A 13628-nucleotide genomic window follows, 5' to 3' on the forward strand; every position below is an offset into this window, starting at 1 on the left:
ACCAGCCCCGGCCGGACACCCCAGTCGTCACCCTCGTCGGACCCACCAAACCAGCCCCAACCTCCCGGAAAAAGACCTAAATCACCGGTATTGGGCCTAGACCTCGATGGGCCGACTGCTACCGTCGCCCGGGAAGATCACGACAGTGCGAACGGTCGTGCTCAGTCGGCGGAGAGGGGCAGTGCGGTGACGAGCAGTGCGGTGGGCAGCGACAACGGCGCGGGACGGGTATTCATCGGGTCGTTCACCTCGGCGGGCGGGCGGGGAATCACCGTCGCCGCCATGGATCAGGAGACCGGGGCCCTGACCGTCCTCGGCTCGACGGACACCGTTCCCGATCCCTCGTATCTCGTCGTGGGCCACGGGCCGGGTCCGGGTGGCAGGGCGCTCTACACGGTCAGCGAGACCGAGCACGGTGCGGCCGCCGCACTCGACATCACCGGCGACGTGCCGCAGCCGGTCGGCGAGCTCCGACCGGTGGAAGGCGATGGTCCGACCCATCTCGCGCTCGCGGGCGGTCATCTGCTCACCGCCAATTACGGCTCCGGCAGCGTCACCGCTCTGTCTGTCCGGCAGGACGGTTCCCTCGGCGCCGTCACCACTGTGCTCAGGCACGAGGGCAGCGGTCCGGACGCCGACCGTCAGCGGGGCCCGCACGCACACCAGGTGCTGCCGGACCCATCGGGGAACTGGGTGCTCAGTGTCGACCTCGGGACCGACTCCATACGGATCTGCGCGCTCGACAAGACCACCGGGGAGTTGCGGCTGCATGGCGAGACGGCCCTGCGGCCGGGCACGGGCCCGCGCCACCTGGCCTTCCACCCTGCGGGCAGCCACGCCTACGTCCTGAACGAACTCGAACCGACCGTCACCATATGCAGGTGGGACGCCGCCGCGGGCGTCCTGGAACCGGTCGCCGAGACGTCCGTGCTGCCCGAGGAATCGGCGCGTGGCGGGGATACGGCGACCTACCCGTCCGAGGTGGTCGTCTCGCACGACGGACGGTTCCTCTGGACGGCCAACCGGGGGCACGACAGCATCTCCGTTCTCGCGCTCGACGGAACGGGCGAGAAGGCGACGCTGTTCACGACCGTGGGCTGCGGCGGGCACTGGCCGCGCGATCTCGCGCTCGACCCCACCGGCCGATGGCTGTACGCGGCCAATGAGCGGTCCGGGAACGTCAGCTGGTTCTCCGTCGACCCGGCGACCGGCATCCCGCGCCGCGCGGGCTCGCTGGAGGCCCCTGCCGCGTCCTGCGTGATCTTCGCCTGACATCACGCCACGCACAGCCGAATCGCCGGGCGGGCCAGAAAGATCAAGCCCGCCCGGCGATCGATGACAGACCGCTGCCGGGCGTACCCGGCACCGGGTCAGTGCGTCTGAGTGCCCTGCGGCGTCGCCGGCGCGATACCGAGCGCCGTCGTGTACATCGACAGCACGAGCTTGCCGATCGCCGGGTACGCGCCGAGCGGCTCGGCCGTCGCGCAGCCCGCCTCCTTCGCGGCGGCATCCAGCAGCCCTTCGGCCACCTCGGGGCCGACGAGGTACGGAGCCAGCGCGAGCTGCACCGAGCCGGAGCTCGTGAGCTGCTCCGCGATCGACGCGACGGAACCCTCCACATCGAGTGCGGCGGCCATCACCGGTACCGCGAGCCGGGCAGCCAGCAGCATGCCGGTGATCCCGGCGGCCTGCACGGCCTCCTCGCCACCCACCGTGGCCAGCACGATGCCGTCGGCGGCCGTGGCCACCGTGAAGAGCCTGGCACGGTCGGCGCGGGCCAGACCGGCCTCGGAGAGGCGTACGTGCAGTGCCTCGGCGAGCAGCGGGTGCGGGCCGAGTACATCGGTCAGCTCGACCTGCGTGCCGCTGTCCATCACGGCCTGCCGTATCCGCCGGATCAGGGCGCTGTCCGGCCCCGCGAGCAGCGGCACCACGACGGCGGACGGACCCTCGGGCTCGGCGACCTCGCGGCCCGCGGCCTGCGCCTGCTCGAAGCGCGCGATGCGCTCGGCGGCGCTGTGGGTGAGTACGGACGAGAGCTTCGGGTACTCGGCATCGTCGCCGTCGAGGTAGCCGATCCGGGCATTGAGGCCGGGCAGCTCGGAACGGGCGATGCTGATCACCTCTTCGGCCAGGCTGCGCGTGGCCGAAGAGGGAGTACCGGGAACGGCGAGGACGAGCGCGGCAGCGCCCTCAGGTGCGACCACGGGCTCCGGGCGGCGGTGCCGTCCGGACTGGCGAGGTCGCGGCATTCGTACAGGCAGGCCGGAAGCGGGCCCAGTGGGGGTGCTCATGGCGCCGCATGCTACTGGTTTTGGGTGCCCCTCTGTTCGGGGAGGGCCCGGCCGGGCGTCATCTGTCCGCTTTTATCCGTTGAGAGGCTTATCAGTCGACTGTCCTGCTCTGTCGGGACCTATCCGGGCTCCTGCTCAGGCCCATGACCGGGTACGCAGAGCAGCGTCGGATGGCGGGGCAGTCGCAGATCCCCGGCGGCCAACGCCTGAGCGATGGACAGTGCACCGGTCAGCGGATCACCCGAACCGGGGACCGTCCGTGCCTGCGGGAGCTGCCGGGACAGTTCCTCCCGCAACGGTACGAGCAGTGGATCGCCCATCCGGAACAAGCCGCCCGTCAGGGCCACTTCGCACGGTTCGTCGTCGGCCCCGGCCTTCGGACACACCGCCGCGGCCGCCTCCGCGATATGCCCGGCGGCCTCGCGCAGAATGCCCGCGGCGACCGGATCATGCCTGGCGCACGCGGCGACCTCGGGCGCGAACGAGGCCAGCACGGCAGGCCGGTCGGTGCGCGGATACAGCAGCCCGGGCAGCTCCGGCGCCGGCCCGAACACGGCCTCCAGCCGGGCCAGCAGTGCGGCGGATCCACCGCGCCGCCCGTCATGGGCGCGCATGGCCGCATCGAGCCCGGCCCGCCCGATCCAGGCGCCGCCGCCGCTGTCACCCAGCAGATGACCCCAGCCGTCGGCCCGGCGCCAGCTCGTCAGATCCGTACCCAACGCGATCATGCCCGTACCGCCCGCGACGACTGCCCCCGGGCGCTGACCGACCGCACCCGCGTAAGCGGTCACCGCGTCGGCGGCGAGAGCCAGCCGGCGCATCCCGAGCGCGCTCTCCAGGGCCGAAGGCAGCTCGGCGCGCAACTGTCCGCCGAGCGTCGCCATACCGGCGGCGCCGATCGCCACGGCGGCGATCCCGGTACCGTCACCGCTGCCGTGCCGCTCCAGCAGCCGGCGGGCGGCGGGCAGTAGTTGCTCCAGCAGATGGCCCGCATCGATACCCGCAGGTCCGGTGCGTACCGGCTCGGCGCAGACGGTCGTGCCCACCGGGGCGGACATGCCGACGTTGCCCAGGGCAACCCGCAATCCGGAACCGCCCGAGTCCACGCCGAGCACGAACGGCCCCGACGTACCCGTCGCGCCGGCCGATGCGTCCGTCTCCGTCTGCGCCGTCACGACAGCCTCCACCGGGCGCAACGAGCACCGCCGCTTTCCGGCGAGCGCCTGCGTGACCTCATGGACCGGCTCCAGACAGAGAAGAGGTGAGAAGAGGAATGACGGCGGCAGCCTATCCCGAGTCCCGGATGCGGGACTTCGGGGCACGGAAGACAGGCCGCGGAAGCCGCCACAGCGGCGGGGAGCGGGCCCAGTACGCCGGTAGAGTGATGCTTCGTGGCACCACGACCGTTGAATGAAGTAGTCGAGCCCGGCTGGGCCGAGGCGCTGGCCCCTGTGGCCGGACGCATCGCCGCGATGGGCGATTTCCTCCGTGCGGAGGTCGCAGCCGGCCGCACCTATCTGCCGGCCGGCGCGAACGTTCTGCGCGCATTCCAGCAACCCTTTGACGAGGTACGTGTCCTGATCGTCGGTCAGGACCCCTACCCGACACCCGGGATGGCCATGGGGCTGAGCTTCTCCGTGGCCCCCGAGGTGCGTCAGCTGCCCGGCAGTCTGGAGAACATCTTCCGGGAGCTGCACACGGACCTGGGGCTTCCGCGACCGTCCAACGGCGATCTGACGCCCTGGACGCGCCAGGGCGTGCTGCTGCTGAACAGAGCGCTCACCACGGCGCCCCGCAAACCGGGCGCGCATCGCGGCAAGGGCTGGGAAGAAGTGACCGAGCAGGCCATCCGGGCCCTGGCCGCGCGTGGCAAGCCCCTGGTGTCAGTGCTGTGGGGGCGCGACGCCCGTAATCTGCGGCCGTTCCTCGACGGCTTCCCGGCGATCGAGTCCGCGCACCCCTCGCCCATGTCGGCGGACCGCGGCTTCTTCGGCTCGCGTCCGTTCAGCCGCACCGATGAACTCCTGCTCCGCCAGGGGGCCCAGCCGGTGGACTGGCAGCTGCCATGAGCCGAAGCGGCCGCCGGTCCGGGACCGGCGGCGGCGAAGCTCCCTCTCTGTCTGCCTGCCCCACTCCTCAGGCGTCCGTGACGACGACCCGCTTGAGGATCTTGCCGGTGGGCCCCTTCGGGAGCTGGTCCACCAGCCGGATGATTCGCGGGTACTTGTTGGGGGCTACTCGGGCCTTGACAGGCCGCCGATCAGGCTGGATTCGGTCTGATCGACCACCAGGATGCCGCTGAGCAGGGACAGTTTGCCTCCGCGCCCACCGACTTCGGCGGATGGGGCCTGGGTTGTGGCATTGCGCCCCCTCTTTCATTGCCGGAGGAAGGAAGGTGTGGCCGGTGGCGGGGACGCAGCCCCGTCACCGGCGCCTGACTGCCGGCGATCGGTCAGAGCCCGGCGAGCTCTTCCGCGATCGAGTAGTGCGGGTGGTCGCTCACCAGATGGGTGTAGACACCCGACTGCTTCAGCAGCTCCGGCATCGAGTCGTCGAACGGCTCCAGCGGACCCCAGCTGCGGTGCAGGAAGCTGTACCGGCCCGTGTGTATCTCCCGCCCGGCCGGCATACAGGGCATCGATCCGGCGTAGCGGCTGTCGAAGCTCACGGACCGTTGCGCGAGTCTGGCGAAGTTCGGCGCGTGCGTCCAGTCGTCCCCGTAGGGCGGCAGCATGTGCCGGTTCAGGCTGTCGAACATCACCGTGATCGCCTTCACGAGACCTCCTCGAGCCAGCACTTCATCTCCTCCAGCCACTCCACCCACTGGTCCGCGCACGCCGCGCCACGCGTGTGCATCCGGTCGAAGACCTGCTGGGCCAGACGCGTGTCGAGTTCGGGCAGTGGGTTCTCGAAACGCAGCGTGCGGTCTCTGTTGCGGTTACGGGTGATCTGGGCGCGACGGTAGGCCAGCTCGGTGTCGATCATCCGGATCGCCGCCTCGCGGTCCAGCGCCGCGGTGAATCCGAATCTGGCCTGGAAGTCCGCGTCCTGGAATCGGCTGACCGGTTCGTAGGGCGAGCGCACCCAGGCCAGTAGCTCCTCACGGCCGAGTGGTGTCAGCCGGTAGACCTTGGCGTCGGGCCGACCCTCGCGCGGGTCCACTTCGTACTCCACCCAGCCGTCCGCCATCATGCGCGCGAGCACCCGGTAGATCTGGCTGTGGTGAGCTCGCGAGCGGATGAACTGGCCTTCGAGCTCAAGCCATTTCCGCAGGTCGTAGCCGCTGTAGGGGCGGAAGGACAGTAGCGCGAGCAGGACGTGGTCGAGCTTCACCGGCCGGGCTCCTATGTGCTGGTGCACGTATGTGAGGGTATTCATATACTCGCGTCATGAAGCAGTCAAGAACTTGTTGCGCTCCCGTATCCGGGCGGAGCCTTTGCGGGGGCGGTCGCAATCGCCCCCGCTCCCCGGTCCACGACGAGATCGCGCTGCCGGGCGGCGAGTTCCGGATGGGCGACCGGTTCGCGGAGGGCTACGCGGACGACGGTGAGACTCCCGTCCACGCCGTACGGCTCTCGCCCTTCCGTATCGACGTCACGGCCGTCACCGTCGCGATGTTCGAGGCGGTCACGCAGGAAACCGGCCATTGCACCGAGGCGGAGCGGTCCGGACACTCCGCGGTCTTCCGTCTGGCGGCGGTCGCCGAGCGCGCCGATGCGCTGACGGCGGACCCGGTGGTGTCCTGGTGGCTGGAGGTGGGTGGCGCCGACTGGCGGCACCCGCACGGTCCGCTGTCCGAGGCCGAGCCCGACCCTGTCGGCTACTACGGCGACTTGCCGCACACCGACCCGACGGGCCCGCCCCAGGGGGAACACCGGATGATCAGAGGCGGCTCATATCTGTGCCACCACTCCTACTGCCACCGCTACCGGGTCGCCGCCCGGTCGTCCAACACCCCGGCCTCCAGCAGCGGCAACAGTGGATTCAGGACTGTGGGGTGAATCCGACCGGCACCGGCGTACGCGCCGGTCGCCACGTCGTGCAGTTCTGCATGCTGACCGACTGAATCGACAGGGCAGTCGCTGCTGCGGGCCCTGCTCCACTGCTGGCGACCACACCGGTCAAATGCCGATGACCGCCGCCCGGACGCAAAGGACGTCCGGCAGGTGTGAGGCGAGTTGTTGCCAGCTGTCCCCGTCGTCCGCGCTCGCATACACTTCGCCGTTGCGATTGCCGAAGTAGACGCCCGCAGGGTCGGCGTCGTCCGTACACAGCGCATCGCGCAGCACTGTGCCGTAATGCGTCTCCTCGGGCAGCCCCGCCGACAGCGGCTCCCAGGTGCTGCCCGCGTCGCCGGTGCGGAAGACCCGGCAGCGGTGCTCGGCCGGTACACGGTCGGCATCGGCGTTGATCGGGAAGAGGTACGCCGTGTCCGCGCGGTGCGGGTGCGCGGCTGCGGCGAATCCGAAATCGGAGGGCAGGCCCCGGCCGATGTCCGTCCAGTTGTCCCCGGAGTCGTCGCTCCGGAACACTCCCCAGTGATTCTGGAGGTAGAGTCGGTCGGGATCGACCGCGTCCCGGGCCACCTTGTGGACGCACTGACCGAACTCCGGATCCGGGTCGGGGAGGAAGACCGCCGACACTCCCTTGTTCGACGGAGCCCAGCTCGCGCCGCCGTCCTTGGTGCGGAACACCCCGGCCGTGGAGACCGCGACCGTCACGCCCCGGGCATCCCTCGGGTCCGTGAGGATCGTGTGCAGACCCTCACCGCCCCCGCCCGGCACCCACTTCGAACGCGTCGGGTGCTCCCACAGCGGGCGGACCAGCTCGAAGGACACCCCGCCGTCCTGAGAACGGAACAGTGCCGCCGGCTCGGTCCCCGCGTACACGACATCGGGCGCCTCGGGGCCCGCCGGGTGGAGCTGCCAGACCCGCTCCAGCGATGCCTCGGTGAACTGAGGGAACTTCACGGCCGGTTGCTGTGGTTCGACCCAGGTGCTGCCCAGGTCGTCGGAGCGGAAGACCGAGGGACCCCAGTGCGCGCTGTCCCCGCCGACCAGCAGCCGGGGGACCTGCCTGCGGGTGTCGATGGCGATCGAATAGATCGCCTGGGCATTGAAACGCGGGCCGTCGAACTCCCACGCGCCACCGCGCCTGCGGCCGATGAAGAGTCCCTTGCGGGTACCCACGGTGAGTAGTACGTCGGTCATGGTCGAACCTCCCGAAACGCCGTTGTGTCGGATACGCGCCAGTCTGCACCCCACCACTGACAGTGGCCCGCAGGGCAGCTCCGGTCACCCGGACCCTGTTGCTTCCACGGTCGGCGAAGGTACGGTGCAGCAGGCGTGGAAAGCGCTTGCCCCGGCGCCTGCGCAGAGAGACCGAGGAGTAGCTGTGCCGACCTTCGAAGGGCTGCCCGGTGCCGTCGCCGTTTCCCACCTGCGGGTCTACGACTGGCCCACCGCGGACGGCCTGCGCGGCGGGACGCCCCATCTCCACCTCACCTGCTCCGAGGGGTATGTGGTGGTCGGGGGTACGGGCTCGGTGCAGACCCTCACCGCGTCGGGGTTCCGGCAGACGCCACTGGTCCCGGGTGCCCTGGTCTGGTTCACGCCGGGCACGATCCACCGCCTGGTCAACGAGGACGGGCTGCGCATCGTCGTCCTCATGGAGAACAGTGGGCTGCCCGAGGCCGGTGACGCCGTACTCACTCTGCCGCCCCGCCATCTCGCGGACCCCGACGCCTACCGGGCGGCGGCCGTCCTTCCCGTCGACGGCTCCGAAGAGGAACAGGAGCGGGCCGCCCGCGCCCGCCGTGATCTCGCCGTCGAGGGTTTTCTCGCGCTGCGCCGGGCCACCGAGGCGGGTGACCCCGAACCGCTCGCCGACTTCCACCGGGCCGCCGCCGCACTCGTACGCCCGAGGACCGAGGACTGGCGGGGGCGCTGGCAGAAGGGGGCCGCTGCCGCGTCCGAGGTGACCGGCGGACAGCTGGACGCTCTGGCGCGCGGTGACGGCGGATACCTCGGCGACGCCTGTGTGCACGCCGAACAGCCCTCCGCGTACGGAAAGTTCGGCATGTGCGGCCGTCTGGACGTCTACCGCGGCTGATCCGCCCCGGCGATGCCGGCGCAGGCGGAGCGCGTCAGTACCCGGGTCGTGCTGCCGTCGTCCTCCACCGTGTCCCTGGCGTGCCGGAAGCCGATCCGGCCCAGCAGCGCCAGCGACGCCGCGTTCTCGGCGGCCACCGTCGCATGTACCTCGGTGAGCCCGAGGGCGTCGAACCCGTACGAGGTCAGTGTCTGCGCGATCTCGGTGCCGAACCCCTGTCCCCATGCGGCCGGCGCCAGGGCGTAGACGATCTCGTGGCCGTCCACATCCGGGGACGGGGAGGGCTTGATCTCCGCATGGCCGACCAGACGGCCGCCCTGTCGCGCGGCCCATACGTCGAAGAGCCCCTGTGCGTATACCTTGCTGAAGACCCGCCCGAACAGGGCGCGGTCCTCGGCCTCGGTACAGGGTCCGTCACCCATCCACCGGGACACCCGGGCGTCCTGGAAGAGCGCCACGAAGCCGTCCTCGTCCGAGGGTGTGTACGGCTCCAGGAGCAGCCGCCCGGTGTGCAGGGTGGGGGTCGTCATGACGGGGGACGGTACGCGGCCCCCGTCCGGCCCGCAACGGAATAGAAGCGCAGGCCGGGACCGGTGAGCGGGCAGGAGGGATCAGCGGCTGGGCTCGGCGGTGCTGCTGCGGACCACCAGCTTGGTGGCCAGATCGACCCGGGTGGTCGCGGGCCGGGCGCCCCGGCCGAGGTCGAGGGCCGGGCGGGCGGCGGTCTCGGCCATCTCGATGAGCGGCTGGCGCACCGCGGTGAGCGGTGGTTCGATCCACCGGGTGAGGGGCAGATCGTCGAACCCGACGACGCCCAGGTCCTCCGGGATGCGCAGCCCCAGTTCGCGGGCAGCCTCGTAGATGCCGAGGGCCTGGAGATCATTGCCTGCGAACAAGGCGGTGGGGGGCAGTTGCAGGAGTTCGAGGCTCGCCGCGTAGCCGGCCTCATGGTGGAACTCGCCCTCCCGGATCAGTTCCGGATCGGCGGTGGCGGGATCAGCTGGCAGCGCATCCCCGGCATCGGCCGGACCGGCGCCGGCATGGAACCCTTCCCGGTCACCGCGGCCCGGCAGATCCCGGGCGGCAACAGCCCGCGGCTGGAGTACCGGGTCTCCCTGTTCACGACCGGCCCGGTCACCGTCCCACGCCTACCTGTCGCCCCGTAACAACGCCCTGGCCTCCGACGGGCTCACGTACGCCGTCTCTTTCGACGACGACGCACCGCAGAAGGTGAACGTCACGGCGGTGACGGGTTCCGACGACGGCACGATGAACGCCCAGTGGGCCCGCAACACCTCGGACAACGTCAATGTCACCAGTACGGTGCACCGGATCGGCCGGCCCGGAGTCCATGTGCTGAAATTCTGGATGGTCGACCCGACGGTGGTGCTGCAGAACCTGGTGGTCGACACCGGCGGCCTCAAGCCCAGCTATCTGGGCCCGCCGGAGAGCCTCCGGCTGCACTGAGCCGAAGGGCGCATCGGGCAAGGGGAGAACAGAGCGATGGCCAGTGGGATCGAGGACCGCGACGGACACGTCGCGACCCTGGAGGTGACCCCCGTTGGGGCGGGGGTCCAGGTCAGGGGCGTGGCACCGTCGGGTGAGCTCACTGTGATCTGCACCCCCGCCCGCGCCCGGGAACTGGCGGCGGCTCTCGCCCTCGCGGCGGACGAGGCCGAGAGTGCGCAGTCGGCGGAGCCCGTCACCGTCAAGGCGCGTGAACTGCGTCGAGGGGATGTACGGGACGGCGACCGGGCCATGACGGCGGAGGACATCAGGATCGACGGCACCACCGCCCATGTCACCTGGAAGTCGGGCGCCGGACGCAGCTGGACCCAGGGTTACGACGCGGACGCCGATATCACACTGAGGCGTCGCGGATAGCCCGCATACGGCCGCTCAGCGGCGCGTGAGGCCCATTCCCGGCCGGAGCGGACCGGGAATGGGCCTCACGCATGTCCACGCCCTTGTACGAGGGACGTCGTAATTTGACGGGTATCGTAGTACGGGATGTATCGTACTAGCGATTCTTTCGTTCCGTCGAAACGGAGTCCGATGTGAGTGCCCTCTTCGAGCCCTACACCCTGCGATCGCTCGTCATTCCCAACCGGGTGTGGATGGCGCCCATGTGCCAGTACAGCGCCGAACCTGTGGGGCCGAACGCGGGCGTCGCGACCGACTGGCACTTCGCCCACCTCGCGGCGCGCGCCGTCGGCGGCACCGGACTCATCCTCACCGAGGCGACGGCCGTCAGCCCCGAGGGCCGGATCAGCCCGGCAGACCTCGGCATCTGGAACGACACCCAGGTGGCCGCCTTCCGTCGGATCACGGACTTCGTCAAGGGGCAGGGATCGGTTCCCGGCATCCAGCTCGCCCATGCCGGTCGCAAGGCATCGACGGCTGCCCCCTGGCGGGGCGGCGGTCCCGTCGGGCCGGATGCGCACGGCTGGACGCCCGTCGCCCCCAGCCCGCTGCCGTTCGACGACGGTCACCCCGTGCCGCACGAGCTGACCGTGGACGAGATCCAGGGCGTCGTCGGCCGGTTTCGCGAGGCCGCCCGCCGCGCGCTCGACGCGGGCTTCCAGGTTGCCGAGGTGCACGGAGCCCACGGATATCTCGTCGGACAGTTCCTCTCCCCGCACAGCAACCGGCGTGACGACGAGTACGGCGGCAGCTTCGAGAACCGCATCCGCTTCGCACTGCAGGTCGTCGACGCGGTGCGGGAGGTCTGGCCGGAGGAACTGCCCGTCCTCTTCCGGATCTCCGCGACGGACTGGCTCACGGAGAACGACGAGGACGAGCGCGAGGGCTGGACCGTCGACGAGACCGTACGACTGGCCAAGGAGCTCCAGGCCCACGGCGTCGACCTGCTGGACGTCTCCAGCGGCGGCAACGCCCCGCGCGCCCGCATCGAGACCGGGCCGGGCTACCAGGTTCCCTTCGCCGAGCGGGTCAAGGCGGAGACCTCGGTCCCCGTGGCGGCCGTGGGCCTGATCACCGAGCCGCAGCAGGCCGAGAAGATCATCACGGAGGGCCGGGCGGACGCGGTTCTCCTCGGGCGCGAGCTGCTGCGGAGCCCGTCGTGGGCCCAGCACGCAGCCCGCGAACTCGGCGGCGAACTCCGCACGCCGGAGCAGTACCTCCGCGCGGTCTGACAGCTGGGCGGCCGCAGCCGGGCACTGCACCCGGGCCTCCGCCTTACATCCGGTGGGGGCCAGGTGTGTCCGCTCGCGGTGCCGGTCCCCAGCCGAGCGCTGGTCGCCGGAGGAGGCTCGATGGCCTACCGGCTGTCCGCGGAGCCCGACACCGGGTGGGCCACCGCGCCTTCGGGGCTGCCGCAGTAGGAGCGCGCGACGGAGTTGCTCCGGTCCTCGGCAGACGGACCGGCAGGCAGGCGAGCAGGCAAACATGCCGCGTGAGCCTGTCTGCCGGGAGCATCTTTCTATCGTTGAACATTCTGCGTGCACGACGTGCTGTGTCTCACAGGTGTGAGGCACTCCTGCTCTCGACGAGGACGACGCCTTGAACCGACAACTGCCCCGCCCCGCGCACTGTTCAGAACGCTGGCCTGCCCCGCCGCGCTGCTGATCTTGCTGGGGGCCACCTTGGTCCCGGCCTCGGCCGCGCCCCCCGCCGCCCGTGCTTCGGCCGCCACCGGGGGAATGCCGGAATGTGCCGTGATGTTGCGACGTCCATGACTTTTTCTGTGCACGTGACCGTCCGGGGCTACGAACTCGACACGCAGGGGCATCTGAACCAGGCCGTCTATTTGCAGTACGCCGAGCACGCGCGCTGGGAACTGCTGCGCGCTGCCGGCCTGTCGCAGGAGAAGCTGCTGGCCAGCGGCGTCGGGCCGGTGGCCCTTGAGACGACGGTGAAGTTCCTGCGGGAGCTCCGCGGCGGCGACCGGGTGCGGGTGACCTGCCAGTTCGTATACGGCGAGGGGAAGACGTTCGAGGTCGCGCAGAAGATTCTCAAGGAAGACGGCACGGTCGCGGCGCAGATCACGGGCGTGGCGGGGATGCTCGACCTGACGGCCCGCAAGCTGATCGCCGATCCGGCCGGGCATCTCGCCTCACTGGCCGAGAACCCGGACCTGCTCAGCGGCTGACCGGCCGCCCCCCGGCTATGCGGTGCCGGTGGTCGGGTCGGTCTGCTGATACAGCGTCACCAGTACTCCGTGCACGGGTTGTTCCCCGGAGCCCTCCTCGGCCTCGTCGACCGGCCTGGCGAGGGTCTCGCCGAGTTGTTGTGCCTTCGCGGGGCTGAGTCGCAGGTGGCGCAGCGTCAAGTGCGTCTCGGCGGGGGAGCGGTCCAGCTCCTGGGCGACTGAGGCGAACATCGCCGCAGTGCCTGCTTCTTGGGGTTCGGCGACGACGATGCGGCGGGCCGTGCGCGGACGTCGTTTGCCCCTCCGTCGATGCCCTGGACCGCGCCCACGCACTGGCCGTCGCCCGCCTGGCGGGCTGACGTCCTCGGCCGACCGGCCTGCTGCGGCCGGCCGGTTCGGTCATGTCTCCTTGACGCCGATGTGCATGCGGTGGTGACCGGGGGCGTCGATCTCGTCGAGCAGGGCGATGGCGAAGTCGCTGTAGGAAATACGGGCGGCAGCGTCGACCGTGGCCGTGGTGTAACGGCCGGAGCGCGTCCCCTCGTGGTCGAAGTCCCCGGCCGGACTGACGACCAGCCAGTCCAGTGCGGTGGCCGAGGTACGCAGCACCGTCGTGCCGGCTGCGTGGCCGTGGCAGAAGGGGCGGTACTCCTGAGGGAAACCGGGGGTATCCATCAGCGGGGTTCCGCCGGCGGTTTCCATTGTTGCCGACAGGCCGACGGCGATCAGCCGTGGCACACCGGCCCGCGTCAGCCCGTCGGTGAGAGCGCGGGCGGCAGCCGTGAAGAAGACATCGGGCAGGGCGCCACCGTCGTGGACGGCCGAGATCGCGGCATCGTGCCCGGTCGCCAGGCCGGCAACAGCCCCGACCTCGGTGACATCGCCGGCCACGAGCCGGACGCCTGGACCTTCGAGCTTTCGGTACCTGGCCGGTTCCCTTACGACCGCGGTGACATGGTGTCCGCGGCGGAGGGCCTCGGCGACGGCTTCCCGTCCCGCGCTGCCGCCTGCGCCGAAGATGATGATCCTGGTCATGTGCCTACCTCGCCTCGCGTCCTGGAATCTCGGTGCCGACGTGCTCGGGCAAGGTAGCCGGACCCGTGGTTACCTCC

At 70.6% G+C, this 13628-nt stretch carries 15 protein-coding genes and 2 pseudogenes; 8 read left to right on the forward strand and 9 right to left on the reverse strand.

Translation table 11 applies throughout. The features are described from left to right. Positions 1-201 precede the first annotated feature (201 nt). The gene (locus tag ACZ7IB_RS43290) at positions 202-1272 is read left to right on the forward strand and encodes a lactonase family protein (RefSeq protein ID WP_470920470.1); all 1071 of its coding nucleotides are present in this window, start codon (positions 202-204) and stop codon (positions 1270-1272) included. Between the two features lie 98 nt (positions 1273-1370). Here ACZ7IB_RS43290 and ACZ7IB_RS43295 read toward each other — a convergent pair whose 3' ends face one another. Both ACZ7IB_RS43295 and ACZ7IB_RS43300 read right to left on the reverse strand, forming a co-directional pair. Beyond that, a complete protein-coding gene (locus ACZ7IB_RS43295; protein WP_470920418.1) occupies positions 1371-2294 on the reverse strand; it encodes a sirohydrochlorin chelatase in 924 nt (307 codons plus the stop codon). A gap of 119 nt (positions 2295-2413) precedes the next feature. Beyond that, on the reverse strand, positions 2414-3469 hold the full coding sequence (locus tag ACZ7IB_RS43300) for an N-acetylglucosamine kinase (protein WP_470920419.1): 1056 nt from the start codon (positions 3467-3469) through the stop codon (positions 2414-2416). Between the two features lie 216 nt (positions 3470-3685). On the opposite strand from ACZ7IB_RS43300, the gene ACZ7IB_RS43305 reads away from it, so the two are divergent. Beyond that, positions 3686-4363 (forward strand): uracil-DNA glycosylase, encoded by a 678-nt coding sequence (locus tag ACZ7IB_RS43305; RefSeq protein ID WP_470920420.1) that lies wholly within the window; start codon positions 3686-3688, stop codon positions 4361-4363. Between the two features lie 383 nt (positions 4364-4746). On the opposite strand, the gene ACZ7IB_RS43310 is transcribed toward ACZ7IB_RS43305, so the two are convergent. Both ACZ7IB_RS43310 and ACZ7IB_RS43315 read right to left on the reverse strand, forming a co-directional pair. Continuing rightward, positions 4747-5070 (reverse strand): sulfatase-like hydrolase/transferase, encoded by a 324-nt coding sequence (locus tag ACZ7IB_RS43310; protein WP_470920422.1) that lies wholly within the window; start codon positions 5068-5070, stop codon positions 4747-4749. Beyond that, a complete protein-coding gene (locus ACZ7IB_RS43315; RefSeq protein WP_470920424.1) occupies positions 5067-5654 on the reverse strand; it encodes a PadR family transcriptional regulator in 588 nt (195 codons plus the stop codon). Before ACZ7IB_RS43315 ends, ACZ7IB_RS43310 begins: the two co-directional genes overlap by 4 nt. A 29-nt stretch (positions 5655-5683) precedes the next feature. Here ACZ7IB_RS43315 and ACZ7IB_RS43320 point away from each other — a divergent pair, with 29 nt between their 5' ends. Then, positions 5684-6295, forward strand: coding sequence for a formylglycine-generating enzyme family protein (locus tag ACZ7IB_RS43320; RefSeq protein ID WP_470920426.1), 612 nt, complete (start codon positions 5684-5686; stop codon positions 6293-6295). Between the two features lie 120 nt (positions 6296-6415). On the opposite strand, the gene ACZ7IB_RS43325 is transcribed toward ACZ7IB_RS43320, so the two are convergent. Continuing rightward, complete coding sequence (locus tag ACZ7IB_RS43325) at positions 6416-7504, reverse strand: WD40/YVTN/BNR-like repeat-containing protein (RefSeq protein WP_470920427.1); 1089 nt, start codon at positions 7502-7504, stop codon at positions 6416-6418. A gap of 184 nt (positions 7505-7688) precedes the next feature. Here ACZ7IB_RS43325 and ACZ7IB_RS43330 point away from each other — a divergent pair, with 184 nt between their 5' ends. Next, a complete protein-coding gene (locus ACZ7IB_RS43330) occupies positions 7689-8405 on the forward strand; it encodes a cupin domain-containing protein (RefSeq protein WP_470920428.1) in 717 nt (238 codons plus the stop codon). On the opposite strand, the gene ACZ7IB_RS43335 is transcribed toward ACZ7IB_RS43330, so the two are convergent. Next, the gene (locus tag ACZ7IB_RS43335; RefSeq protein WP_470920429.1) at positions 8393-8935 is read right to left on the reverse strand and encodes a GNAT family N-acetyltransferase; all 543 of its coding nucleotides are present in this window, start codon (positions 8933-8935) and stop codon (positions 8393-8395) included. The two genes, ACZ7IB_RS43330 and ACZ7IB_RS43335, sit on opposite strands and share 13 nt — an antisense overlap. A gap of 81 nt (positions 8936-9016) precedes the next feature. After that, positions 9017-9388, reverse strand: a pseudogene (locus ACZ7IB_RS43340) (substrate-binding domain-containing protein); the annotation flags it as partial. Here ACZ7IB_RS43340 and ACZ7IB_RS43345 point away from each other — a divergent pair. From ACZ7IB_RS43345 to ACZ7IB_RS43360, 4 genes and pseudogenes are all read left to right on the forward strand, one after another. Then, positions 9386-9872, forward strand: a pseudogene (locus ACZ7IB_RS43345) (glycosyl hydrolase 115 family protein); the annotation flags it as partial. The pseudogenes ACZ7IB_RS43340 and ACZ7IB_RS43345 overlap by 3 nt on opposite strands. Positions 9873-9908: 36 nt before the next feature. Then, positions 9909-10289, forward strand: a complete 381-nt coding sequence (locus ACZ7IB_RS43350; protein WP_470920431.1) for a hypothetical protein — start codon at positions 9909-9911, stop codon at positions 10287-10289. A gap of 173 nt (positions 10290-10462) precedes the next feature. Next, the gene (locus ACZ7IB_RS43355; RefSeq protein WP_470920433.1) at positions 10463-11560 is read left to right on the forward strand and encodes an NADH:flavin oxidoreductase/NADH oxidase; all 1098 of its coding nucleotides are present in this window, start codon (positions 10463-10465) and stop codon (positions 11558-11560) included. 539 nt (positions 11561-12099) lie between these two features. Continuing rightward, a complete protein-coding gene (locus ACZ7IB_RS43360; protein ID WP_470920435.1) occupies positions 12100-12516 on the forward strand; it encodes an acyl-CoA thioesterase in 417 nt (138 codons plus the stop codon). Between the two features lie 15 nt (positions 12517-12531). Here ACZ7IB_RS43360 and ACZ7IB_RS43365 read toward each other — a convergent pair whose 3' ends face one another. Both ACZ7IB_RS43365 and ACZ7IB_RS43370 read right to left on the reverse strand, forming a co-directional pair. Further along, entirely contained in the window at positions 12532-12747 is a 216-nt protein-coding gene (locus ACZ7IB_RS43365; RefSeq protein ID WP_470920437.1) for a hypothetical protein, read from the reverse strand. A 168-nt stretch (positions 12748-12915) separates the two neighbouring features. Beyond that, positions 12916-13551 (reverse strand): NAD(P)-dependent oxidoreductase, encoded by a 636-nt coding sequence (locus tag ACZ7IB_RS43370; RefSeq protein ID WP_470920438.1) that lies wholly within the window; start codon positions 13549-13551, stop codon positions 12916-12918. Positions 13552-13628: the final 77 nt, after the last annotated feature.

This window comes from Streptomyces sp. NPDC037301 (assembly GCF_055602785.1).

Excerpts from the sequence above, each read along its gene's own strand:
- ACZ7IB_RS43295 (WP_470920418.1), bottom strand. The coding sequence starts at position 2,294 with ATGAGCACCCCCACTGGGCCCGCTTCCGGCCTGCCTGTACGAATGCCG.
- ACZ7IB_RS43320 (WP_470920426.1), top strand. The coding sequence starts at position 5,684 with ATGAAGCAGTCAAGAACTTGTTGCGCTCCCGTATCCGGGCGGAGCCTT.
- ACZ7IB_RS43325 (WP_470920427.1), bottom strand. The coding sequence starts at position 7,504 with ATGACCGACGTACTACTCACCGTGGGTACCCGCAAGGGACTCTTCATC.
- ACZ7IB_RS43335 (WP_470920429.1), bottom strand. The coding sequence starts at position 8,935 with ATGACGACCCCCACCCTGCACACCGGGCGGCTGCTCCTGGAGCCGTAC.
- ACZ7IB_RS43350 (WP_470920431.1), top strand. The coding sequence starts at position 9,909 with ATGGCCAGTGGGATCGAGGACCGCGACGGACACGTCGCGACCCTGGAG.
- ACZ7IB_RS43360 (WP_470920435.1), top strand. The coding sequence starts at position 12,100 with ATGACTTTTTCTGTGCACGTGACCGTCCGGGGCTACGAACTCGACACG.
- ACZ7IB_RS43365 (WP_470920437.1), bottom strand. The coding sequence starts at position 12,747 with ATGTTCGCCTCAGTCGCCCAGGAGCTGGACCGCTCCCCCGCCGAGACG.
- ACZ7IB_RS43370 (WP_470920438.1), bottom strand. The coding sequence starts at position 13,551 with ATGACCAGGATCATCATCTTCGGCGCAGGCGGCAGCGCGGGACGGGAA.